The sequence below is a fragment of the Yersinia kristensenii genome, from assembly GCF_900460525.1.
GTDB classification, from domain to species: Bacteria; Pseudomonadota; Gammaproteobacteria; order Enterobacterales; family Enterobacteriaceae; genus Yersinia; species Yersinia kristensenii.
The window spans coordinates 3,091,090-3,116,664 of the sequence record NZ_UHIY01000001.1 but is presented as its reverse complement, the minus strand read 5'-3'; the positions used below and the strand labels follow the sequence as shown (position 1 = coordinate 3,116,664).

The window sequence follows — 25,575 nt, the reverse complement described above, 5'->3', positions numbered from 1 at the left end:
TAATTCTAAACGCACAGGATTTATCCGCTCAGTTATTGAGAGATAAATGTGCTGAACTATTATTGCGCCGCCAATTTTATATTTATATTTAATCAGCAGCGGCTAATTAAGTTAACTCCGGGGTGATCGTCCATAACAACTCCTTACTACCACGTGGGTCAGTATTATTGACTGCTAATTTGAAATTAGATTAATTTCCCAATTTATGCTGGTAATTCTGATGCGATACGCCAATGAATAGCACTGACACTCCGCTCCAGACTGACTCGGCAAACAATACTTTCAATTTCTTTTTGTGCTGCTGGCGTTGCCATTATTTCAGCACAGACTTCTAACTGACCGGGCTTGGCAATATCGGCGCTGCATAATGATTGCAGACGTAATGCCATACCATTCAATGCCTGTAAAATTAGGGTGCGGACTAATACTTCATCTTCCGTGCCACATGTCACGTGAATACGATAACGTACTTCTAAATCAACAGCTTGTTGTTGAGGTTGCATATTAATGCGTTGCGCAGCTTCCCGCAGTAATATATTGGCGCATAGAATGACAGCCGTTGCTGCAACAGCATTCCAATACAATCCCAGACCACAAAGCACACCAATCCCTGCGGAACACCACAAGGTGGCCGCCGTATTTAAGCCTCGAATATTCATGCCTTCGCGCATAATAACGCCAGCCCCCAAGAAACCAATCCCCGAGACCACTTGAGCAGCAATACGGCCCGGGCTATCAGGAGAGGTAGCATAAGAGCTGAGAATAAATACCGCCGCACCCGTCGCAACTAATGCATTAGTCCGCAGGCCAGCCATACGCTGGCGCCATTGTCTTTCGGCACCAATTAATGCACCCAAGCACATCGCCAGTAATAAATTTATAACAAAAGGAGTTAATGCCATGATTCTCTCCATGAATTAATCATTGGTAGAATAATCATGTGCTATTTAGCACACAGGTAATTGTGCTGATATATACCTAAAGGCAAATCAGCGATAACCAGTGTTAGCGCCAGGAGGAAAGAGTGGGTGGCTGTTAAATACCATAATAAAGACCCGAATTAATATCCTCGATGACTAATCATCGAGTAAAATCATTATTGGGTATGCACAGCTCAGGAAATACAGTGAGGGTGCTGCCCGCCATGTTTCGGCAAGCAACAAATCGGTCGGGAGATAAGTTAGCTTGCCTTGCTTATTTGACTACTACTTTGCGTATCCATTAGTTTCTCCACCGAAATTTTTCAAGAGTATAATTGTCTATGATAATTATGTAAAGGTTATATTTCTAAACAAAACTTAAACCGATTAAGAACAATTAAATAATAAGGATAATAGCGAAAATATAAGATGTAAATTAATCATATTTCACGGCTGGATATCATATTGCTATAAATAAGACTTCCTCGGAAAACACTATTCTTATGACTACACTGCACATGCGAAGTTTCTGCGGATACTTTGTATAAAAATAAAGCAAAAAAACAGCTGAATATTCCCCAAAAAAATTCAAAATAACTTATTGGAGAACAACCGCCCCCTCATAACAAAACACCTACGTGGTGGATTCCGTCAACGTTCCTCCCACCTGGCAAGTACCGCGGGGCATTGAATCGCAGACAACTATCAAGTCCTTGACGTTATTACAAAAATGTAATGAACCTTTCACCCAAAATGGGATCGTGATCTCATTTATAGCACTAACTATTTTAGGTCTATTGCCGATAGGTTCTTAAAGGAGTGTTGAGATTATTTTAGATATAGGGGTGGATTAATTTTAAGTAGCGATGCCCGCACTCCAATCATTGATGTTGCCGTCAGACAACTAACAACGCGGCAACGTCGAATGTATGGACATATCAGGCAAGGACCTTTCCTCGAGCGACTATAGAAACGGAACTAACAATGAAACGTGGAAGTACGCATAAGCCATTGGATATAAAAATAACGCCAGAACATAATAAAGAGACGAAAGTATTGTTTGTTAATAATATGCGTCTGGTTACTTTGTTTATCGCCATTCTGGCGGGGATATTGCTTTTATTTGCAGCGGCAATTGGTACATCTGGCTACTTCTTGAAACAAAGTAACCAATCGCTTGAAGAAGCGACTCAAGAGCTGGATATACGCCTGGGCCTCTCTAACAGCTCCAACCATTTGCGTACTGCGCGCCTTATTTTGATTCAGGCAGCATCATCGGCGCGTATTGGTGATGCTACAGGTTATCAACAGGGCTTGAAGAATGCAGAAAATCGCATTTCTCAATCGCAACAAATGTTTGACCTCTACTATAACCGCCCCACTAAATCCGAAACCGACATCGCCTTAGACAGCCCACTGAAGAAAGCCTATGAACAATATCGCGACGACGGCATGAAACTCATGCTGGAAGCGACTAAAGAGGGGCATTTCGAAGAAGTTATCTCGTTAGAGGCAGAGAAACTTAATCAGTTAGATGACGCCTATAACGAGCCGCTGCTAAAAGCCGTTAAATATCGCACAGAACTCGCCAACCAAATTAATCAGTCGGCTCAACAGGAGGCACACCTCGGCTACATACTGATGGGCGGGGCCTTTATTCTGGCTATATTACTGACAGTAATCGCTTTTTTAGTGATCAGCAAAGTCATTATCAAGCCGATTAACTGGTTGGTAGTGCGTATTCAACGAATTGCTCAAGGGGATTTAACACAAAGCCCCGTGGCATTTGGCCGCAATGAAATCGGTGTGTTAGGTCATAATATTCAACAAATGCAAGATTCGTTAGCTTCCACGGTTGAAGCGGTACGAAGCAGTGCCGAATCTATATATCAAGGCTCTAGCGAAATAGCACTGGGCAATACCGATCTTTCAGCACGAACTGAGCAACAAGCCGCGTCACTTGAACAGACAGCAGCTAGCATGGAGCAACTGACTGCAACGGTTAAACAAAATGCGGAAAATGCCCACCATGCCAGTCAACTGGCAGCGAATGCATCGGGTAAGGCTGCTCAAGGTGGCGATATCGTGAATGATGTTGTCGACACGATGGATAAAATATCCCTCAGCTCAATGAAAATTGCTGAGATTACTAACGTAATTAATAGCATTGCTTTCCAAACCAACATTCTGGCATTGAACGCTGCGGTAGAAGCAGCCCGTGCTGGTGAGCAAGGCCGTGGATTTGCGGTCGTCGCCAGTGAGGTTCGCAATCTGGCACAACGCAGTGCTGATGCAGCCAAAGAGATAGAATCGCTGATTGAAGTCTCAGTTGACCTTATTGGTGATGGCTCAATTCTGGTCTCTGATGCGGGTAAAACCATGAAAGAGATTGTAACAGCTGTTACACATGTGACTGATATTATGGGTGAAATTGCATCAGCCTCTGATGAACAAAGCCGCGGGATCACCCAGGTTGCGCAAGCTGTATCCGAGATGGACAACGTAACACAGCAGAATGCCTCTTTGGTACAAGAAGCATCAGCGGCAGCGGCATCTTTAGAGCAGCAGGCCGAGATACTGACTCAAGCCGTTGCAGTCTTCCATTTAAATGGCCGTAATCCAGCTCCGTCCCTTAAAACGCCAACGCCTTCATCTGGAGGACAGAATAAAACCGGCGGAAATAAAAAGTCTGCCGATGACTCGCTGAATTGGGAAACTTTCTGAGTTATCGCTAGCGGCAACTCAGCCGAGCTATAATTGCAAACGCTGATAACATAACCGGAGGTAGGGCTATCGCCCTCCTCCGGTTTTTTACTGTCACTGGCTACGCGCCAGGCAGATAAAAGGGTTACAAACGCTATTGGTGAAGTGGTTCAACAAAGGTGCCATCATGGCTATCAGTTTCATTAAAGAACCAGACACCGGCGGGGTAATTTTCCAGTGAAACCAGATACATAACACCCTCGCTAAACTGTTCCACCTCTAAAACGACCCCCTCACGTCGCGGGCCGCCATCGGTTTTTACTGTTACCCGATCATTCACTTTCATGATATTACCTTTGATTAAGTCAATGCTGCTAGTGTAGTACAGAATCAGGTGAGAATGATAAGGTTTACGCACAATCAAGTGTATGCTTTTGATGAATTTATTTAAGCAGAAAAATGGAGGTGCTCACACGGAGAGTATGTTGAGAGAATCAGCAGACAGAGGGGAAAATGAGAGTATATAAAGCAGTTTACTTTATATTAGAAAGTAAAAAACCCGCCTTAGCGGGTTTTTTTATAATCAGCCAAAGGCCAATTAGATTGCAGTTACGTTTGCTGCAGACGGACCTTTAGCACCGTTCTCGATAGAGAACTGTACATTCTGGCCTTCAGCCAGGGTCTTGAAGCCTTGATCTTGGATTGCAGAGAAGTGCACGAACACGTCTTTGCTGCCATCAGCTGGAGTGATGAAACCGAAGCCTTTAGACTCGTTGAACCACTTTACTTGACCTTTCATCATGTTAGACATGTGTATTTCCTTTATTAAAAAATTTTGCCACCATGGGCGTGTTATAGCCGGTTATCAGTCGTTACTTATGGAGGCACTATGAAGGAAATTCGTCAGTGAAGAGCTATCAACGATAACGCTTTAAATATGAACCACTTTACTCAAGATGTCGTGCATAAATAGGTCTGTACCACAGGCCGAGACGCATTAACTCATGACCGGCTTTTAATAGCAACTCTTTTTAGCAGGCAAGCGGAAGATTCTTGTTTGCATGACTAAAATAAGACCAAAAAAGCTATTTATTATACTCTTCTGTTCAGTTTTAATCATGTTTGCTGCTTGGGGCTGAAAGTTTATCCCTTGAATTTGCTATCATAAGCGGCCAACTATCCTTGAGAGAAATACATGAAGCCCAAGTCTGCCACTTTAGATGATGTCGCACGCCTGGCGGGTGTTTCTTATCAAACGGTATCCCGTGTTTTAAACCAAGCCCCTCATGTCTCGCTAAAAACCCGGAATAAAGTTGAATTGGCTATGGCTGAGCTGAACTATGTTCCTAACCGGGTAGCCCAGCAATTAGCAGGCAAACATAGCCTAACTCTCGGGTTAGCGACCACCGACCTTTCTTTGCATGCTCCTTCGCAAATAGCCGCCGCAATAAAAAGAAAAGCCCGTGAACTACGGTATAACGTCGTCATTGCCATGGTCGATGACCAAAGCGAACACTCCTGCCAACAAGCTATAAACGAGTTACTAGCTCAACGAGTTGATGGGATTTTAGTCAATGTTCCTTTGAAGACAAAGCACAGCCAGAAAATTACCGAACAATGTGCAGATACGCCGGTCCTTTTTCTCGATGTTGACCCCCAGTCCACCGCTTTCAGCGTCTTATTTGACCCCAAAGCAGGTGCAATTCAGGGGGCTAACTACATCATCGCATTAGGCCACCAGCAAATAGTGCTTATCTCCGGCCCCAAAGACGCTATTTCAGCCCAATTACGCCATCAGGGGTGGTTACAGGTATTGAATAACGCCTCACTCATACCACAAGCGGTTTACCACGGATCATGGAATGCGCAGAGTGGCTATCAGGCAACACAGAAATTGATCGCCAGCAAGACTCCTTTTAGCGCTATTTTGGTCGCTAACGACCAGATGGCACTCGGCGTATTACGTGCTCTGCACGAACATAATATCGACGTCCCGGAGAAGGTCTCTGTCATTGGTTATGATGATACTGCGGACAGTGCTTATTTCCAGCCCCCCCTGACCACCATCAGACAAAACTTCAAGTTATTAGGAGAAGAAAGCGTTTCCCGTCTGATAGTCAAGCTACATCATACGATTGAACCGCCCTCTCAATCGTTGTCTTTAGAGACTGAATTGATAATACGCCAGACTACAGCCTCTTTTAATCCTGTAAGGTACAAAAACGAATAAATGCGATCGTTCTCGACTATTTAACTCACCGCTATTTACTTTGTTTTCGGCTGAATTCATCTTGATTGCATCAAAATTGTGAGCGCATAACATTTCACTCCTAACTAAAGTAGCGCTAACAAAAACGAGCTCACTTTCGCAAAAGATAAGGCTGAAATCATGACGGCACAGCAAGAAGTTAAACAGCAGGTTAAACCAGCCCTATCACAGATTTTATTTCGCCGAGATTGGGAAAGCCCACAGATAACACAATACAATCGCCTTGAAGCGCACCCTCCATTTTACAGTTGGCGAAATATCGATGCCGCTCAAGATGATACCTATTCTCCACAGCGGCAATTACTGAATGGACAGTGGGTATTTAGTTATTTTACACGGCCCGAATCAGTACCCGATGAATGGACTGAGCAAGATTTGCCTGGAGCTGCGTCAATACCAGTCCCTTCAAATTGGCAGCTCCATGGTTACGACACCCCGATTTATACCAATGTACGATACCCAATTCCCGTTGACCCACCGCGAGTACCGCAGGATAACCCGACAGGCTGCTATTCCTATAATTTCACATTGGACCCCAATTGGCTCTCGGCAGGGCAAACCCGCATTATTTTTGATGGTGTGAGCTCCGCATTTTATCTGTGGTGCAACGGCTATTGGGTCGGATATTCCCAAGACAGTCGCCTGCCCGCCGAGTTTGATCTCACTCCTTATTTGCAAGCAAACAATAACCGCATCGCCGTTCTTGTATTGCGTTGGAGTGATGGTAGCTATCTGGAAGATCAAGATATGTGGCGCATGAGCGGAATTTTTCGTGATGTCAGCCTACTGCACAAACCTGATATTCATTTGCGGGATATTCATATCACGACGCATTTATCGCCAGAATTCAGCTCCGCCCATTTAGATGTGATGGCGGCAGTTAATATCCCATTGATTGATATCAATAACATGCAAGTGGCCGAAGCCTATCAAATCCGGGTACAGCTTTGGTTAGAAGAGACATTAGTTACCAGTTTACAACAACCTCTAAGTACTCAAGCAATTGATGAAAGAGGGAATTATACTGATCGCACTCTCCTAAGCCTACGGGTAGAACAGCCATTATTATGGAGCGCTGAACAACCTACACTCTATCGAGCCGTCATCTCGCTACTTGATAACCAGCAAAAACTTATCGAAGCAGAAGCTTATGATGTCGGCTTCCGCCAAGTCGTCATTCATCAAGGCTTACTCAAGATTAATGGCAAAGCAGTGCTGATTCGTGGAGTAAATCGCCATGAGCATCACCCCCAAACAGGCCAAGCTATAGATGAAGAAAGTATGCTGCAAGATATCATTTTAATGAAACAGCATAACTTTAATGCCGTAAGGTGTTCACATTACCCCAATCACCCATTGTGGTATCGCCTGTGCGATCGCTACGGTTTATATGTTGTCGATGAAGCCAACATCGAAACACATGGAATGCAGCCTATGGGGCGATTAGCAGACGATCCACAGTGGTTTTCTGCTTTCAGCGAACGGGTTACTCGGATGGTTCAGCGCGATCGTAACCATCCTTGTATTATTATCTGGTCATTAGGCAATGAATCAGGTCACGGCACTAGCCACGATGCACTTTATCGCTGGGTAAAAACCAATGACCCCACTCGCCCGGTACAATATGAAGGTGGCGGTGCGAATACCCAAGCTACTGATATTGTTTGCCCAATGTATGCTCGAGTGGATGAAGATCAACCTTTCCCTACAGTACCTAAATGGGCAATAAAAAAATGGATTGGTCTACCAAACGAATCTCGTCCATTGATTTTATGTGAATACGCCCATGCAATGGGCAACAGTTTTGGTGGATTTTCCCGCTATTGGCAAGCATTTCGCCAATACCCTCGGCTACAAGGAGGGTTTATTTGGGATTGGGTAGACCAAAGCCTTAGTCGTAATGATGAGAATGGTCAGTCTTATTGGGCTTATGGTGGTGACTTTGGCGACAGCCCCAATGACCGCCAATTCTGTATGAATGGATTAGTTTTCCCTGACCGCACCCCCCACCCAAGTTTGTATGAAGCACAATGCGCGCAGCAATTTTTCCAATTCGAGTTGCTTAGCACAACACCGCTGGTAGTCAGCATTACCAGTGAATATCTGTTCAAAAACAGCGATAACGAGCAGCTGTATTGGCGTATAGAGTTAGAAGGAAAGTCAGTTCTGGAAGGGAGCCGTCCACTAGATTTATCGCCTGAAAGTACACAATACATCACATTGGCAGAGCAATTACCGATCATCAGTGAGCAGGGTGATTTATGGTTGAATGTTGAGGTCAGGCAAGTAAAAGAGACAACTTGGTCACCAAAGCATCATCGTAGCGCCTGGCATCAATGGCGTTTACCACATTCGCTATCTGTTCCCCAAAGCTCCTTAGCTAGCTTAGCTGAGTCTAATAGCCTCCAACTGCACCAAAATGCGCAATATATTACTGTGGTTCATCAACAACAGCGCTGGTTATTTAGCTGCAAAACCGGATTAATGGAACAATGGTGGGTCGATGGGGAAAACAGATTACTAACCCCATTGCGTGATCAATTTATCCGCGCACCGCTGGATAACGATATTGGTATTAGTGAAGCAACACAGATTGATCCCAACGCTTGGGTTGAGCGCTGGAAAAAAGCAGGAATGTATCAACTGGAACAACGTTGTTTATCATTACAAGCGGATAAGTTGTCTCACGCTATACAAATCAATGCTGAATATGTGTATGAGTTTGCCAAAGAACAATTATTGTATACCCATTGGTTCTACCGCTTTGATCAACAAGGCTGTATGACCATTGATGTCCGGGTTCAAATTGCTACATCGCTCCCCTCACCGGCAAGAATCGGTATGTGTTGCCAATTATCTGATGTTTCTGAAAATGTTAGTTGGTTGGGATTAGGGCCTCACGAAAACTATCCTGACCGCCAACTCTCGGCACAATATGGTCACTGGTCGCAACCCCTTGAACAGATGCACACCCCCTACATATTTCCAAGTGAGAATGGATTACGTTGCAAAACTAGTACATTGAATTATGGAAATTGGTTATTAACGGGACAGTTCCATTTTGGTATCAGCCGTTACAGCACACAGCAACTCATGGTGACCAGCCATCAGCATTTGCTTAAACCAGAACCAGGTACCTGGCTTAATATTGATGGTTTCCATATGGGGGTCGGTGGTGATGATTCATGGAGCCCCAGCGTCCATAGCGATAACTTACTGACGCGTGAAACTTATCAGTATCAGGTTCGCTGGCAATACAAAAACGATATGTAACCAGCAACCAGAGACGAGAAGCTAATTTCGTTACTGGATTAATGCACAATTTCGGATTAATACCTATATTGAATCAAGGAAAACAGTCTTAATATCATTATGTTCCAAACATCTCTTAGTCTCGATTATTGCCATGTAATGAGTCATACATGTAGTACTCCTTTGTAAATTTATGCGTCCACCCTATTGGGCGCTTTTTTATCTTCCACTCTCCCTCGATGATGTTGCCTTTTGCATACGTGTCATAGTAAGCACATTCGCTCCATGAATTATTTACGTTACGGGACTAAGATAATCACTCAGTCATCGACATAGCTTCTGACTCAGTATCTTCATGTTACAAGAGGAATATTATGACATTGTTAACTCATCTCCCAACAAACATGGTCTCGATAGAAATTACTCAACCTGGCGGCCCCAAAGTCTTAGTCCCGGTAGATCGCCCAACACCTATGCCCGCTGCCGGTGAAATACTGGTTAAGGTTTCAGCAGCGGGAGTTAACCGCCCTGACGTCATGCAACGCCGTGGACAATATGCACCACCACCGGGTGCCTCCGATATTCCGGGGTTAGAAGTTGCAGGTACCGTAGTTGCGGTTGCGGCTGATGTCTCACGGTTTAAAATTGGAGACAAAGTGTGTGGGTTAGTCGCAGGTGGTGGTTATGCCCAATACTGCGTAATACATGAAACCAATGCTTTACCTATCCCACCTAACCTCACTGAAATTGAAGCGGCGGCGTTACCCGAAACTTTCTTTACCGTATGGACTAACCTCTTCCAACGTGGTCATTTTACTGCGGGTGAAACTGTCTTAATTCACGGTGGGTCTTCAGGTATTGGGACTACAGCAATAATGCTGAGCAAAGCATTTGGCGCAAAAATAGTTATCGTCACCGTGGGGTCAGAAGAAAAACGTCTGGCCTGCCTGGCATTAGGTGCTGATATTGCTATTAATTATCATACTGACGATTTTGTTGCCGAGACCAAACGAGCCACCGCAGGAAAAGGTGTCGATGTTATTATCGATTTAATTGCGGGTGATTATGTCGCACGTAATTATGAAGCTGCCGCAATGAGTGGTCGTATCGTGCAGATTGGCACTCAAAATGGGAATGCCAAAGACTTGAATTTGATGTTAATGTTGCTAAAACGCCTAACACACACAGGGTCTACATTGCGCTCGCGTACTGTGGCAGAAAAAGCGCTCATCGCCACAGAACTGGAGCAACACGTTTGGCCATTGCTGTGTAATGGTCAAATAAAACCACTGATATTTCAGACATTCCCACTGAAAGACGCCGCTAAAGCCCATGAATTAATGGAGAGCAGCACGCATATTGGTAAAATTGTCCTGACCACTGATGGCTGTTCAGAGCTATAATTATCCTCTCTATCAAGTTTCATCAGGTGAAATTGCAGAAAAACGATTATTTTCATCTGATGAATGAATAGGATATCTATACTAGTCTCTATTCAGCTATAACAGTTTTTCTAACTAATTCCTTAAACTGATATACTTTAAATTTAACTTTTCATGCTAAACTATAACAAACTATTATGGTTTAACTTTTATGAGTTATTAATTACAAGGTCATTATTATGGACATAATTAAAAAAATATTAACCGACGATATCGCAAGAATAAATCAGAAAGAAAAAAGAGATGGTCGATTAAAATTTAACAGCGATTTTGTCCACAAGCACCCCTACCTTTGCCTTGCGATGCTTATATCATACTTTTTTGTCTTAATTTTAATGTACTTAACACCCTACTTTGGCACGAGTTATATGGTTGCCTTTAGCGTTTTTTTTGTTTTGATGTCTGCGGTTCTCATGATGGAAATAAAGCCCGTATTTAAATTCGACGATATTGGTATTCTTGATTTACGTGTTTGCTATAACGGTGAATGGTTCTTTAGCCGCGCGCTATCAACACAGGCAATTGATGAAATATTAAATAGCAAGGATATCAGCGATGATTTTAAAATCCGCTTTAAACATATTATTAGCAATAAAGGTGAAATAGACTTTTATGATGTTTATGATTTAGCCTATTTACAAAAAAAATCTATTCGTGCCAATGAGCCGAATCAAACTGCATCGTTGACCAATACCTCCGCTATCAGACATTAATCACATCGAACTAGCATGACCTTCCCCTCTGCCAGTCACGGTAGAGGATATACTTCTGTGTATAAACTCGACTTTCTCAAAGATAAATCCGTGGTGGCAGGCATTACTGCTTTAATAGTCAATATTGCCCAAGCCTTTATTGATGTGACTAACGCTAGCAAAAAACTCGCCTTTTATTCACCAACGTCATTATATTTAGCGGGAAACTGTCGTTAACATATTACAATGACATCTATAATGAACCTATTGTTTCTAATCATAAAAGGCGGGTAGGCATGGACAAGATTGATGAACAATTGATTACCATCTTAGCAAAAAATGCACGGATATCTTTGAAGGACCTATCACAGCAAGTCAATCTCTCCTCCCCCAGTACCTCCGAACGTTTACGACGCCTCGAAGAACGTCATATTATCCGCAGTTACACACTAGATTTGGATCAACAGGCATTCGGGTATAACTTGCAAGCTATTGTGCGCGTCAAACCGCGGGCAGGAATGCTACGAATAACTGAAGAAATGATTCAGAAAACACCTGAATGTGTTGAGTGTGACAAAGTGACCGGCGACGACTGCTTCATTAGCCGTTTATATATTCATTCGATGGAGCAATTGGATACGATTATTGACCGTTGGTCAGAACATGCCGAAATCCAAACCTCAATTGTTAAATCATCCCCAATTATACGGCGCTTTCCACCCTTAGTGCAGTTGTCCAAAGAAAGTAAAATTTGAAATATGTACCCTAGCCCTCATTTTATCTATAATAAAGGGTTATTCTTGACATGATTAATATATGGAAGCGAATAGTTGATGAGTAATAATCAAAACAATGCGTCGGATTCATCGATTCTTACGCTCCCCTACACCCATTGGGGTCAAGATAACACGCAAAACTCCAGTGCTGTTGAGGCTCTGGAGCAAGGTAAAGTACTTTTTCTGCCTCATTTGGCATTTGCGCTGAGTGAACAGGAAATGCAACTGCTTGACCCCGCCTTAGTGGATATAAAACGTAAAAATATCAGCTTTAAGCCTATGGAAGGCACACTAACCGGTGTCACTGATGAAAGCAAAATGACATTAACCCATCAGTTGCTTGAGCGTTATTATCAGAATTGCCTCAGTCTGGTGAACCAATTATTGCCGGATTATATCTCTGCCCTGCACAGTCCGACCAATAGCTTACGTTTGCACCCGGTTACGGCCTGGCGTGATAAAACATCTTGGCGTAAGGATGATAGCCGCTTACATGTGGATGCTTTCCCGTCGCGGCCTAATTATGGTGAGCGCATCATCCGAATTTTTACCAATATCAACCCTCATAATGAACCCCGTTCATGGCGCGTAGGGGAAGGTTTCTCGCAATTAGCCGGTCGCTATTTACCGCAACTCGATAGCTATTCCCCTATCAGCAGTTGGTTGCAGCATAAGGTCGGGATAACCAAGCGCCGCCGCAGCCATTACGATCATTTAATGCTTCAACTGCATGATAAGATGAAGTCAGACTCTGATTACCAAAAAAATGGCCTACAGCAAGCTATTGATTTCCCAGCGGGTAGCAGCTGGATCTGTTTTTCAGATCAAACGCCTCACGCGGCGATGGGAGGGCAATTTATGTTGGAACAAACTTTCCTGCTGCCGGTTGAAGGGATGAAAGACCCTCAGCAATCCCCACTAAAAATACTGGAATCTTTAACGCGGAAGTCACTGATATAGCACATTGCTGGCCGTCTACAGAAAATCCGCTGACAAAGCGGATTTTTTATTAGCCTATATCCGATAAAAAAATTCTTATACGACTTGATCCCCGCTAAAAAAATAAATATCATTTTTCACAGAAAGTAAGCCAACTCCATAATAGCTTTGACTGAGGAAAATAAACTGTTCTTACCGAGAGAGGTCTATATAAAAGTTGTTTAGTTGTTCAATCTCACGTTAACAATAGGTTTATATCTTAGATATTTATTTGATTTTAGGTGTGAAATTTACACCCAGTAACTATTGAACCTTATCAGATAATTATTGGAGATTAATATGGTTAAGGTCTATGACAGAAACAGAAACCAAATTATTCCTGGTAAACGTGTCATGGTCGCACAAACAGGGGAAATTGACGTAGCCAAGGCTATTCACGCTGATGGCATGGCACCTACACAAGCAGAGCGAGAGCGGGTTGTAGAGCTCCTGCATACTGGTGAGCGCTATGTACCTTTCGATTTAGTCAGACTAGGTTAATAATACTTAAATTGTAGTGCTTCCGCTAATTGAAACATTGTCTTATTAGTGCTATCACTAATTTTCGGAGCTACCTGTATCTCACAGATAGCTCCATTTTTTATTTAAATAACATTCACCACAATAAATCCTTAATAATATTAGTTATAATAAACCCACATCGCAAGTCCCTATTACAATGTGGGCTATTGACCTATCCGAAAGATATAAACTCGTCCTGGATAGTCATAATTTAAATATGGCATGTAGGTTCTATCACTTGGGCGACTTTCTTTTGGAACGTTTCAAGCTGACAAAGTTTGTTATCACCCTCGTTTTCACACCCTTCAATAGCAATGGGAACAATTCTTGCCGGGTTGTTTTTCAAATCTAACTTATCTGCATTGCGCAACTGCTCCATCGTTTGATAGAACATTTTCACCGCCACATAGCGTTGATGGTTATCCGGATTCTGCCATAGCTCAAAGACTAGCCCTCCGCCTGGCGGGGTATTATCAGGTTGCTGCGGTAATTGCCAATTGGCCCCTAACATACCCGCAATATTGGCAATATTGGTGTCATGTCCCCCGAGGAACAGCAATTTGGTTTGCGGTGACAGCGGCAGTGTTTGCCCCTGAGCATCACGTTGCAACACTAATGCCGTATCAATTTGTTGCAACAACGGAGTTCCTTTATGCCGGGCGATATAAGGGGTTTTGGCCATCAAATCGAACTGTGCATTATGCAGTGACAATAATGAAATCCAATTTTCTTCACCGCTGAGACGGTTCCAGGCGACATCTGGCATGGCCTGTGAATTTTGTAATAGGAAAATTTCACCTAATGTCGATGATAGCGCCAATGGCCCACTCAGTGAGACTTTTGTCCCTTCTTTATTTACCTCGATTTCATTTGCTGCAAAAGTCGCAAAATCACAGGTTTTTCCTTTCTGTTGCAGTGAGTTGCAATAAGGTGAGGCCGAAAAATTCAGCACCTCGCCCATCAGGGCAAAGGGCTTGGCATAGCGTTGACTCAGTTCATTTAATGGCCCACCCAAGCGTTTTTCAACAGCCTGATGAGTTTTCTCTGGGTCCAATTTACATACCCCCGCCTCGACGGTATGGAACAATGGGTCAATTTTTTTCAAATCAGCTTGATAATGTACTTTCAGGCCGCAATCCGGGGCTATACCGTCCAGAAATGCCTGCCCGGTTAAGCGGGTACGTTGGTCAACATCAGCTTGCACATAGATGGATTCGTCTGCCGGGCACCCCGCCGGTAACAACCCATAGCTGCGGAAATAATCACCATAGAACCCGCCCATTAAAGTGACTAATCCTGCCCCTCGCGGCGTTAAATAGCCCGCTTTTACTGGCCATTGTGGCCATTTGTCCGGTGTAACATCATTCATTAACTGTGTTTGTTTCGTCGGGGAACGAACACCGTGGCGGCTCAAAATCACCACGCGCTCCAAAGTGTAACCGGTAGATTGTGCTGCAAGCGGTGCAGCACTTAGCGTAAAACTACTGAGCACCAAAGTGAGTATGGATAACCGCAGATATTCTTTTGCTATTGTCATAATTTTATATCCTTATTAAAACTACGAATATTTTTGCCCTATCGAGTATGGTCGAGGATTACAAACCTCACAATGTAGAAAGCAACACACCACCCTCTCCATGAGATAGGGGGGGCGAAAAACTTTAACCTGAACACGCTAAACTTGATTCGCTTCTCATTGTTAGAACGATAATTAGCCGATTATGTTATTGACGACGTTAATACTTAAAGGAGGCATAAATCCGGTCATTATCCGGGCAGTATTTAGCATATTAGGATTGATGGATATAGCTTGTAATCCGACGGCTATACATACAAATGATAAGGAGTCTGACATGCGGAAAGCAGGTGATATCGATAGAGTCATGTCGGCCAGACAACTTCCCAATAAAGCCGTAGCCCTGATTCTTGCAGGTGGTCGCGGTTCACGTCTTAAAGACCTCACGTCTGTCCGAGCAAAACCCGCTGTTCATTTCGGCGGAAAATACCGCATTATCGACTTCGCACTATCAAATTGCCTTAATTCAGGTATTCGCCGCATCGGCGTGATAACACAGTATCAGTCCCATACTTTGGTGCAACATATCCAACATGGTTGGTCATTTCTCAGTGAAGAGATGAATGAGTTTGTAGATTTATTGCCCGCACAACAGCGTCAGGGGCAGGAACACTGGTATACCGGCACCGCAGATGCGGTTTTTCAGAATCTGGATATTATTCGCCGCTATCGTGCCGAATATGTCGTGATTCTGGCGGGAGATCATATTTATAAGATGGATTACTCGCGTATGCTGCTCGATCATGTAGAAAGCGGCGCAGCTTGCACCGTGGCCTGTATCGAAGTGCCCAAGGAAGAAGCAACGGCCTTCGGTGTGATGGAAGTCTCCGAAGAGTTACAAGTGAAAATGTTTTGGGAAAAACCTGAAAATCCTCCTACGCTGCCTGGCAAGCCCGATAGCAGTCTGGCCAGTATGGGGATTTATGTGTTTAACGCCGAATTCCTGTTTGGTCTACTTGAGAGTGATCACGCAGACGAAAACAGCAGTCATGACTTTGGTAAAGATATTCTGCCGAAAATCACCGAACAGGGCCATGTTTGGGCACATCCGTTCTCATTATCTTGTGTTTCCACCTCACCCGATGCCCCTGATTATTGGCGTGATGTCGGGACATTAGATGCCTATTGGCAAGCAAACCTCGATCAAGCAGCTATCACGCCAGAGTTAGATATGTATGACTCACATTGGCCGATACGCACCTATGCCGAGCCATTGCCACCGGCAAAATTTGTACAAGATCGCTCTGGTAGCCATGGTATGACCATGAATACTTTGGTATCAGGCGGCTGTTTTATCTCCGGCTCTGTGGTGGTTAACTCGGTATTATTTTCTCGAGTACGCGTTAATTCATTCTGTAATATCGATTCTTGCGTATTACTGCCCGACGTCAATGTAGGCCGCTCTTGTCGGTTGCATCGCTGTGTCGTAGACCGTGCCAGTGTTATCCCTGAAGGTATGGTGATTGGTGAAAATGCGGATGAAGATGCCCGCCGTTTTTATCGTTCGGAAAGTGGGATTGTGCTGGTTACCCGAGAGATGCTAGCGAAGCTGTAAAGTCGCGATGTAATTAATGTCGAGTTGTCCGAGCATGGACAAGCGGGGAATAGTTTATATAATCAGGCCAAACGAATAAAAGGGTCTGAATATGTCATTTACTGAATGGGTCATTTTAGGTGTAGTGATTGGTTGTGCCGTTGGTGCCTTATTGAAGATTTTTGGCAAGAAAAAAGACAGTTAGCCCTTTCCGCTCCCTGATTAATCAATCACCACCTCCCTGGGAGGTAGTTTAGGGGTGACAATTAAAAAGGCGACCATTATCGGCCGCCTTTCGCATTGATGAACGCACTAATCTTGGTTAGCGCGAAACAGGAACCGTCACTTCCGGTTGCACAAAACCATAACGGCTCAGAGGTGTAACTTTAACTGATGTAGGTGACGACTTAATCGCAAATTGTTTGGTGACACCCGGCATAATATAATGGCTGCCCAAGGGAACAACTTCATTGCTCGGCACTAAAATTACCTGTGGGCCAAGGCGAACGACATGTTTGCTCGGATTATTAATAATCAAGTTATTACCGGATGTAGAGATAACCAATTCCTGCCAAGGGGTTTTAATCTGTGGCACAGCATTTGGCTGAATGAGAAAACCAATTTCTTGGCGAATTGGCATCACTGTCGCATTACCTGGCACCTGTTCAACCCCTTCAAATGAAGCTTTTAATAATACTTCTGAATCCAGTGTTGTGCCTTTCTTCAATACAAAGTTAACCTGCTGACTTTGCCCAGCATCAATACGCGTTACCGGTGGAGAAATCAAAATTTGCTTACTCAGATTTTTACCATCTAAGTCAACCAACTTGGTCACCAGCAATATCGGGTTCGCCGAAGTGTTTTCAATAGTAAAACTGGTGCGACCATCACTTTCTTTCAAAATGACCGTGGTGCTTTCTAATTTGAAAGATGCATTAGATGCCAAACTCCAGCAGCTTAACAACACCAGTAAATTGAACATAAAAAACGATTTAACACGTTTGAGAATAGGAGTAGGAGCAGCCATTACTCTCACACTACCATAACTAACCATCGTATTTTTCATAATAAATCCTATGTCTAAAAAATATTCACTGAGTATCTGCTTGCTCGACAATTTAATAAATCAATGACATACAGCGTCAGCAACTTCATATAATGCATCCGGGTCAAACTTCTCCGGTTCAACATAACTCACCACACATTCATTACGATTGGTAGCCTTAACACGTAACGTTGCACCAATTGCTTTGTTTTCCAACATAAAGTTACCATCACCAATAATGGTTCCCAGGAAATTACCTTTTTCATCAAGCACATTAGCCCCTACCGGTAACATTTCACCGTTACTATCACGAATACTTAGCAATAACTGGCGAGTTTCTGTTGCTTCAAAATTACGGGTAGCGACAGTGCCACGAGTCATCTTCAAATCGGCACTGGTACTGTTAAGGCGAATATTCAGTGGCAATGTTTTAGTACTTATTTGTGCTTTTGATGCCGTATAAGGCATCACTGATGGCAATAATGCCGTCCCTGCATAATCGGTAATCGATGTTCCACTACTCGGTGACGAAATACGCAAATTAGACTGACTCGGTATATTCACTACCGCAAAAGTATCACCAATTGCTGACGAAGAAGTGGCAAAAGTGCTATTGGCATAAGCCATTGAACCATTAGCAGAAACATAAGCTGAGCGGCTATTGTTGGTTGCCTGAGAAACCCCACCCGCCAGTTGTGTATACGCCGAGTTCATATTCACCGCCCCATTAATACGCCGCTGGCTATCACTGCCTGTTATGCCTACCTGGTAACCTTTGTTGTCTCCCCAGCGACCTTGATAGGTGCTGCCTAAGGTCATATTGCCATTATTACGCTGCATCCGACCACTGAGTGAGCCGTTACCCAATGGCAAAGTGATACCCACATATAACGCATTTTGTCCCTGCGAAGTGGATTGAAAACTTAGCGTCGTGGTCACCCGGCCAAATTGTTCGCTTGCTGAGAATGTGTGAGAAACACTATCAGCCGCCTGATAATACATATTATTAGACAAAACATAGGAAAAAGCGCCCCAACGAGGATGCGCCCACGTCATCGCTGCCGACGTCGAATTCTTCAGTTTACCGTACTTTAAATCATTCAGATTATTGCCACTACTCAGAGCATTATCCGGCGACCAATAACTTGATGAGTCATATACTGTCGACAATGAAGCACTCAGATTTCCGTTAATTGCGACCTGATTTTGTAAGGTGAGCTGGTAACCCTGCCCGACATTTTTAGTATTAGAGTAACTTGCCGCTGCCGAAAACCAGGCATTCTCCAACCCACTATAAAGATTTTGTACATTGATATTTTGATAATCAGGGGAAAGCAACCCGGCAGAAGTCATACGCAATGCGCTCATCGGGTTAAAAGACATCTCACCCGATGCCAATAGTGGTGACTTGCTCTCACTGTCATTCAGACTATCGCGATAACGGCCCAACCCCAATTGGTAGGTCGTCGCCTGCTGTTCAAAGTTAGGATCCAGCGCATTCGATACGGTAAAATGCTGCTGGGTGCCATCTTCTTCAATAACATCAACATCCGTAACCACGCCACTGGAAAAGTTACTGATATTGGATAATGAAAATGGGCCAGGAGGTACAACGGTGCGGTAAATAACTCGTCCGCGCTGGCGAATCTCAATAGTTGCGTTGGTATTGGCAATGCCTTCAATGGGCACCACCAACTGTGTATTATTTAGTTGAGCATTATCGGAATATATCTGGGCACCGGCGATCGGCAAGCCAGAATAGGTGTCACCGACTAAACCAAACTCACCTAACTGCACCACTGATTTCAATGATTCCACTGCGCGTAATGCGTAGGTTTCCTGATTATCATAATGGCCTACCCCTTGATTATAGGTATAGGATCCCCGGTTACGCAGTACCCAGTTATTAAAGTTAATCCCCGGCTGAAACTGTCCTTGGAATAAATTAAGATTATCGCCCTTGCTCTCAATTCGCTGGCCGAACAGATTATAGTTCAATAATAATGCATGACCGCCACTTTGGTAATCACTGCCTTCCATCTCAGGATCAAATGCCTCTTGGGGCAACGTCATTTCAACCCGGAATTGGCCGGGAAATAGTTTTATAGCCACACCAGGCCACAAGGCTTCAATGTCTTCACAACTGTCGCCGCTATCTTTGTGACGTAACTTCAATGCAATCAATAACTTTCGGTCTACACATAAATTACCCTCACTGTCGAAGGTAGCTTCAATATGATAGGTTTTATTGGCATTCACAATGATAGTGACATCATGTTGACCGGGTAAAAATCTATCTTTATTGCTGAAAAAATCCGCTAATTCCGCCGAATATCCCAAACCTTCCAGTGTTTTTATGTCAAATGCTACCGCGCCCTCTTTTGTTGCGGAGAAAACCGCTACAGGGAAGAGAGATAAGAGGAATGCTGTAAATGAAAACGCAACACAACGCGCAAACACAATGGTGTCCTAAAACAAGGAAAATGAGTGAATTAATAGACAATATTGCTTTATGCAATAAAAAGTACACCAGGCTATTAAAAATTGAAAACAACCTGATGTATAGGATTTTTATGAATTAAATACCAAAAGAAAAATTCATAGTCGCAGAACCATCGATATTGATATTTTCAGTGATGGCCCCGCCCATGGTAGTTGATCCTGCCAATGTCGGTATTACCGTAAAATCGGCACTGAATACTTTACCTGCTTTTGCTGTCGTCGCATTTTCAGACCAACCAAAGCGGAAATTATTGGTTAGCGTCTCCAAAGTATGTCCGCCCTGCAGTATGTTATTAGCGTCAATAAAATAGAGCAAACTGCTCACGCCATCGACAGTGGCGTTACTCATCGTGGTTTTATAAAAACCCAGTTTTCCGCTGCCATTCACAAAGCCCAAACCGAAATTGTGAATGCCGGTGTTATCACTAACAGAAGCTTTGCGGTTATCAATCGCGTTTAAACTCAGGTACGTCACGCTATCACAAGTGACTGTCCAAGTTTTGGTGATCGATGGCAATACTGTTACTGCTGTACCACTTTTTATCTGGCTTGATGAAATCTCACCAACATTATAAATACCGCCATCAGGGGCATTGATAGTACAGGTTGGGATACCAATATTCCCTTTAACCTTCAATTCAGCAGTAGGTGCTGCTGCATGGGCGGCAACGCCTAATAACAAAGAAGATAAAATGGCAGATTTCATTATCAGGCTTTTCATAACCATTAAATACCAAATGAGAAGTTCATTGTCATTGAGCCATCGATATTCGCATCTTCAGTGATCGGGCCGTTCATGGTCGTGGTTCCCGCCAATGTTGGTGCAATAGTAATATCAGTACTAAACGATTTTCCGGCAATGGCGACGGCAGAGGCGTTAGAGAAGCCATAATAATAACTATCGACCAAATACAGGCTGGTTCCTGCTGTCGCCGCCCCGGTACTTAGCCTGTAATACATTGAAGTGCTGTTACCATCAACCCGTGGGTTACTTAATGTCGCCGTATAAAAACCGATTTTACCGGTGCCATTAATATTGCCCAACCCGTGATTTCGGGTGGTTGATGTATCACTCACAGATGTAAGACGATTATCGATACTGGTATAACTTAAATACGTTGTAGCATCACAGCTGATAGTCCAGGTTTTTGTCATTGTAGGTAATGCCGTGATGGCGGTACCTGATTTCACATTCGTGGCTGAAATCTTACCTAGATCGTAAATGCCACCATTTGGGGCTGTTACTGTGCAATTTGGCACCCCAATTTTCCCTTTCACTTTTAATTCTGCAGAAGGCGGTGCCGCCTGCACGGTGACAGAGAAAATTAATGAGGTGAAAAGAGCTAATTTGAAAGTATGCATTCTCATAAAATGATGAGTCCTTCCAATATATATATTCTCAACACTTATCCATGACTGTGTTTTAAGGCAAAATTAAGGGCAGAAATAAAGATCTGCCCTCAATTTATACCGTGCCGAACAGGTTATTTAGATACCGAATGCAAAGTTCATCGTCAATGAACCGTCGATTTCTGCATCTTCAGTGATCGGGCCACCCATCGTCGTGGTACCAGCCAAAATAGGGCTAACAGTAATATCAGCAGTAAATATTTTACCGGTGCTCTGGGTATTAGCAGCAGATGACCAACCGGTACGCAGACCTGTTGTCAACGGAGCAGTTGTTGCTACAGCAAAGGTTGAAGTCGCGGATGAGAAGACGTTAGATACTTTACCATCGACAGTGGCACTCTTCATTTGTGCAGTATAATAACCGATTTTGCCGGTGTTATTCACGTTACCCATACCGAAGTTAGTTGTTCCCGCAACACTGGCAGATGCAGTGCGGTTATCTACAGGTGTAAAGTTCAGGTAAGTTTCTGCATCACAGCTTATTGTCCAGGTTTTAGTCATCGGCGTCAGAGGCGTAGTCGCAGTACCTGATTTAACTAAAGATGAAGACAGGTTACCAAAATCGTAAACACCCTCATCCGGAGGAGTAATGGTACAGCTTGGCACAGTCAACGTGCCTATTACTTTTAATTCTGCAGTCGGTGCTTCTGCATTGGCAGCATTAATACCAAAAATCAAAGAAGACAGTACAGTAATTTTAGCCAGTTGCTTTTTCATTTAAATAATCCTGATATTATGTTTATCGCGTTGCGATACCCAAACGTTAATAGGCCTGGTGCCTGGGAGTTAAATTCATTTTTATTTGGTTGACCCAAATCAAAATATGAATTCAAAATTTATGTGTCTATTAGACGTTTTAAGACATTCCTTGTATATAAGACTGTAGGCTGACTTGGTGTAGGAAAGGTCTTACGCCACAGTTAATCATGGCGTGATTCTGCCGGTTAAATTCTCTTAATCTACGTTTAATCGCGAAAAAACGAGAGAATATCTCGAAGAAATGACTCCAAATAAACATTAAAAAACAATAAAAATCAAACAAACAAATAAATAAATAAATAAATAAATAAATAAATAAATAAATAAGAATCTATTTTTACGACTCTGCCTCAGATTTATATTTCCTCTGAATTTTTTGCAGGGAAAATATATTAATCAACATATTAATGCTCAATAATATTAAATAACATTTTCTCTTTACAGACTCTATTACCCATTTAGCATGGTTATCTCTCTTTTTATCGCGAATACCATTTCGCAAAATGTATTACTTCAGCGGCTTACCTCACCCCCTCTAAAGCTAATTTTTAACTTTGCAATCCAATAAAAATCATATGCAATCAGTATCTTACTGGCCGCCCTCCCCTTTATACTCGGAATATTATGACTTTTAATGATGGTAATACCCGATGGATTATTATCTGGGAATCGATGTAGGGACTTCAAAAGTTAAATCAGTGCTATTTGATACCCATTTCAATGAGTGTCTGGTGGCATCCGTCGATAACCTCACTTTATCCCCCCGCCCCGGCTATGCAGAACAAGATATGCACAGCCTCTGGTTAGGCGTGGTTTCCACCCTAAAAACGGTGATGGCTTCGCCTTTATTGAGGCAAAATGCGATTCGCTCAATTGGTATTACTGGGCAAGGCGAAGGCGTCTGGTTAGTGGATAAGCAGGGGCACCCGATCCGTAATGCCATCTTATGGAGTGACACCCGGAGTGCCGCGCTAGTTGAGCAATTTAAGCAGCAGCCGGGCCTGGAAGAACAACTGTTTGCTATCAACGGCACCCCTTTATTACCGTGCAATAGCAGCTTGATTCTCAGTTGGTTACAGCAATATGAACCTGAAACATTGGCGCAAGCAGATCGCTTTTTTTTCGCTAAAGACTGGATTCGCTACCAACTGACTGGAGAATCCTGGCTGGAAATCAGTGATACCGGCACTTCATTGTTAGATTTGCAACGCGGCGAATTATCACATGAGGTTCTGACACAATTAGGGATAACAAATACCGCGCGACTATTTCCCCCGCTATTATCATCAGCCGCTGTTGCAGGCCACATCACCGCGGAAGCCGCACAGATTATCGGGCTGGAAGCCGGTATCCCGGTCTGTGCGGGTGCATTGGATGTTTCAGCCACCGCATTGGGGATGGGGGCGGTGAATCATGGGGATGTCTATACCATCCTCGGCACCACTTGCTGTACCGGTATTGTTTGTCATGACATTAAGCGGATTAACCGGAAAACGCGATTTGTCCCCCATGTGTTAAGCGGCAATTATATCAATTTATTTGCCATGCAATCCGGCACCCCGAATATTGATTGGGCGCTGTCGCAGCTGGCCGAAAATAGAGATTTTTCGCACATTAGCACCCAGTTGAAAGCCATTCCCGCAGGTTGTGCTGGGGTATTTTATCAACCTTATATTAATGGTGAACGTGCGCCATTTTATAGCCCATCTGCACGCGCCGGTTTTTTCGGTATCAGCCAACACACCACAGATAACCACTTATTACGGGCAGTTTTTGAAGGTCTGGCTTACGCCATCAAAGATTCTCTGGCTGATTATCCTGCTGGAGGTCGGTTGTATTTGGCTGGTGGCGGAGCAGCCTCGAGTCTGTGGTTACAGATTATTGCTAATTGCACTGGCCGCGAGGTTATCACCCGCCGAGCTAAAGAATTAGGTGCCCGCGGAGCTGCCATATTGGCAGCGCAATCCATCGGACAGACGGTTTATCCCATCGACTCACTTGATGACATCACGACCTACACACCCGAACCGCAACAAGTGCAAGTGTATAACGCGCTCTATCCTGTTTTCCGCCAACTGCGCGACGCGCTACAACCCGTTTGGCAAGCCAGAGAGCAGGCCCTGAGTCAGCTAAATACCCTTACATTGTCTCTTCACTCTCAGGCCCCCCTATGAAAACGCTCTTTACCGCAGAATATTCTGGCAGCCTCGACCATTTCCATCAGTTAGGTGAATTGGTTATCAGTGGTTGGGCGGCAGGGGAACCCAAACTGAGCGAAGATCAGTTGATCGCGCTCGGGCAAGATGCTGACTTTCTGGTCACCAGTTATGATGATATTACTGCGCGAGTGATTAAAGCTTGCCCGCAACTAAAGCTGATTGCTTGTACCCGGGCCAGCCCGGTCAATATTGATGTAAAAGCGGCAACGGAACGGGGTATTCCAGTCATTTATACCCCTGGGCGCAACTCCGATGCGGCGGCAGAGTTGACGATTGCGCTGATGCTCAATGTGGCTCGCCATATCCCACAGGCCCATAGCGCCCTAAAACAGGGCCAATTCACTGCCACGGAGCAAAGTCATTTTGGGCTTAAAACCGATGTGGTGTGGGATGTGACCAAAGACAGCCCCTATGAAGTGTTCAAAGGTATTGAATTACGCAATAAGACCTTGGGAATTGTCGGTTACGGCAGTATTGGACAGCGCGTTGGGCGCATTGCGCGGGCTTTTGGTATGCAATTATTGGTTGCCGACCCTTATGTTTCTGAGGTGGAACTGGATGAGCCCGGCATCCACAAAAGCACATTGGAACAACTGTTCAGCCAAGCCGATTTTGTCAGTTTACACTTGAAAGTCACCCCACAAACTGAGGGTTTAATTGATGCCCACCTGTTTTCACTGATGAAACCGGAGGCCTATTTTATCAATACCTCACGCGCGGCAGTGGTGGTTGAACAACATTTAATTGATGCTTTGCGGCACAAACAATTGGCAGGGGCAGCATTAGATGTCTATGCCCATGAGCCCATCCATGCCAGCCACCCATTTATTCATGAGTTTGATAATGTGGTTATCACCCCGCATATTGCGGGTGCAACACGTGAAACTCTGGTGAAACATACGGCGATGATTGCGCAGGATATTGAACGTTTTCTGCGCAATGAACCTTTGTTATATCGCTACAACTAAGCCGGTTA

The 25,575-nt window shown here is 43.9% G+C and carries 21 protein-coding genes; 12 read left to right on the top strand and 9 right to left on the bottom strand.

Features of this window, described 5'->3' with window-relative positions:
- Positions 1-203 precede the first annotated feature (203 nt).
- Entirely contained in the window at positions 204-902 is a 699-nt protein-coding gene (locus DX162_RS14190) for an MgtC family protein (protein WP_004392115.1), read from the bottom strand.
- 1,002 nt (positions 903-1,904) lie between these two features.
- Here DX162_RS14190 and DX162_RS14185 point away from each other — a divergent pair.
- On the top strand, positions 1,905-3,644 hold the full coding sequence (locus DX162_RS14185) for a methyl-accepting chemotaxis protein (RefSeq protein WP_004392114.1): 1,740 nt from the start codon (positions 1,905-1,907) through the stop codon (positions 3,642-3,644).
- Between the two features lie 133 nt (positions 3,645-3,777).
- Here DX162_RS14185 and dsrB read toward each other — a convergent pair whose 3' ends face one another.
- Together dsrB and cspE are read right to left on the bottom strand one after the other, a co-directional pair.
- On the bottom strand, positions 3,778-3,969 hold the full coding sequence (gene dsrB, locus DX162_RS14180; protein ID WP_032820641.1) for a protein DsrB: 192 nt from the start codon (positions 3,967-3,969) through the stop codon (positions 3,778-3,780).
- A gap of 252 nt (positions 3,970-4,221) precedes the next feature.
- Positions 4,222-4,434, bottom strand: a complete 213-nt coding sequence (gene cspE, locus DX162_RS14175) for a transcription antiterminator/RNA stability regulator CspE (protein ID WP_002210893.1) — start codon at positions 4,432-4,434, stop codon at positions 4,222-4,224.
- A gap of 384 nt (positions 4,435-4,818) precedes the next feature.
- Between cspE and DX162_RS14170 the strand changes: the two genes are divergently transcribed.
- The 8 genes from DX162_RS14170 (at position 4,819) to ydfZ (ending at position 13,533) form a co-directional block, all read left to right on the top strand.
- Positions 4,819-5,853, top strand: a complete 1,035-nt coding sequence (locus DX162_RS14170; protein WP_004392112.1) for a LacI family DNA-binding transcriptional regulator — start codon at positions 4,819-4,821, stop codon at positions 5,851-5,853.
- 159 nt (positions 5,854-6,012) lie between these two features.
- Positions 6,013-9,165, top strand: coding sequence for a beta-galactosidase (locus tag DX162_RS14165; protein WP_098080815.1), 3,153 nt, complete (start codon positions 6,013-6,015; stop codon positions 9,163-9,165).
- 353 nt (positions 9,166-9,518) lie between these two features.
- Positions 9,519-10,547 (top strand): NAD(P)H-quinone oxidoreductase, encoded by a 1,029-nt coding sequence (locus tag DX162_RS14160; RefSeq protein WP_032820639.1) that lies wholly within the window; start codon positions 9,519-9,521, stop codon positions 10,545-10,547.
- 218 nt (positions 10,548-10,765) lie between these two features.
- The gene (locus tag DX162_RS14155) at positions 10,766-11,299 is read left to right on the top strand and encodes a YlaC family protein (RefSeq protein ID WP_098080814.1); all 534 of its coding nucleotides are present in this window, start codon (positions 10,766-10,768) and stop codon (positions 11,297-11,299) included.
- Between the two features lie 57 nt (positions 11,300-11,356).
- Positions 11,357-11,515, top strand: coding sequence for a hypothetical protein (locus tag DX162_RS22300; RefSeq protein WP_004392107.1), 159 nt, complete (start codon positions 11,357-11,359; stop codon positions 11,513-11,515).
- Between the two features lie 59 nt (positions 11,516-11,574).
- Positions 11,575-12,033 (top strand): Lrp/AsnC family transcriptional regulator, encoded by a 459-nt coding sequence (locus DX162_RS14150; protein ID WP_032820638.1) that lies wholly within the window; start codon positions 11,575-11,577, stop codon positions 12,031-12,033.
- 78 nt (positions 12,034-12,111) lie between these two features.
- Complete coding sequence (locus tag DX162_RS14145) at positions 12,112-13,014, top strand: Kdo hydroxylase KdoO (RefSeq protein WP_004392105.1); 903 nt, start codon at positions 12,112-12,114, stop codon at positions 13,012-13,014.
- Positions 13,015-13,332: 318 nt separating this feature from the next.
- Positions 13,333-13,533: a putative selenium delivery protein YdfZ gene (gene ydfZ / locus DX162_RS14140; protein WP_032820637.1), complete on the top strand. Its 201-nt coding sequence runs from the start codon at positions 13,333-13,335 to the stop codon at positions 13,531-13,533.
- 232 nt (positions 13,534-13,765) lie between these two features.
- On the opposite strand, the gene DX162_RS14135 is transcribed toward ydfZ, so the two are convergent.
- The gene (locus DX162_RS14135; protein WP_004392102.1) at positions 13,766-15,091 is read right to left on the bottom strand and encodes an AppA family phytase/histidine-type acid phosphatase; all 1,326 of its coding nucleotides are present in this window, start codon (positions 15,089-15,091) and stop codon (positions 13,766-13,768) included.
- 316 nt (positions 15,092-15,407) lie between these two features.
- Here DX162_RS14135 and glgC point away from each other — a divergent pair, with 316 nt between their 5' ends.
- Entirely contained in the window at positions 15,408-16,685 is a 1,278-nt protein-coding gene (gene glgC, locus DX162_RS14130) for a glucose-1-phosphate adenylyltransferase (protein WP_050118167.1), read from the top strand.
- Positions 16,686-16,986: 301 nt separating this feature from the next.
- On the opposite strand, the gene DX162_RS14125 is transcribed toward glgC, so the two are convergent.
- The 5 genes from DX162_RS14125 to DX162_RS14105 form a co-directional block, all read right to left on the bottom strand.
- Positions 16,987-17,718, bottom strand: a complete 732-nt coding sequence (locus DX162_RS14125; RefSeq protein ID WP_408642845.1) for a fimbria/pilus chaperone family protein — start codon at positions 17,716-17,718, stop codon at positions 16,987-16,989.
- Positions 17,719-17,790: 72 nt separating this feature from the next.
- A complete protein-coding gene (locus DX162_RS14120) occupies positions 17,791-20,169 on the bottom strand; it encodes a fimbria/pilus outer membrane usher protein (RefSeq protein WP_004391214.1) in 2,379 nt (792 codons plus the stop codon).
- A 118-nt stretch (positions 20,170-20,287) separates the two neighbouring features.
- Positions 20,288-20,938, bottom strand: coding sequence for a DUF1120 domain-containing protein (locus DX162_RS14115; RefSeq protein WP_032820106.1), 651 nt, complete (start codon positions 20,936-20,938; stop codon positions 20,288-20,290).
- Entirely contained in the window at positions 20,938-21,579 is a 642-nt protein-coding gene (locus DX162_RS14110) for a DUF1120 domain-containing protein (RefSeq protein WP_032820103.1), read from the bottom strand. Before DX162_RS14110 ends, DX162_RS14115 begins: the two co-directional genes overlap by 1 nt.
- A gap of 120 nt (positions 21,580-21,699) precedes the next feature.
- The gene (locus DX162_RS14105; RefSeq protein ID WP_004391210.1) at positions 21,700-22,338 is read right to left on the bottom strand and encodes a DUF1120 domain-containing protein; all 639 of its coding nucleotides are present in this window, start codon (positions 22,336-22,338) and stop codon (positions 21,700-21,702) included.
- 692 nt (positions 22,339-23,030) lie between these two features.
- Here DX162_RS14105 and DX162_RS14100 point away from each other — a divergent pair.
- Both DX162_RS14100 and DX162_RS14095 read left to right on the top strand, forming a co-directional pair.
- Complete coding sequence (locus tag DX162_RS14100; protein WP_004391209.1) at positions 23,031-24,554, top strand: FGGY-family carbohydrate kinase; 1,524 nt, start codon at positions 23,031-23,033, stop codon at positions 24,552-24,554.
- Entirely contained in the window at positions 24,551-25,567 is a 1,017-nt protein-coding gene (locus DX162_RS14095; protein WP_032820101.1) for a 2-hydroxyacid dehydrogenase, read from the top strand. Before DX162_RS14100 ends, DX162_RS14095 begins: the two co-directional genes overlap by 4 nt.
- The last annotated feature ends 8 nt before the right edge of the window (positions 25,568-25,575 follow it).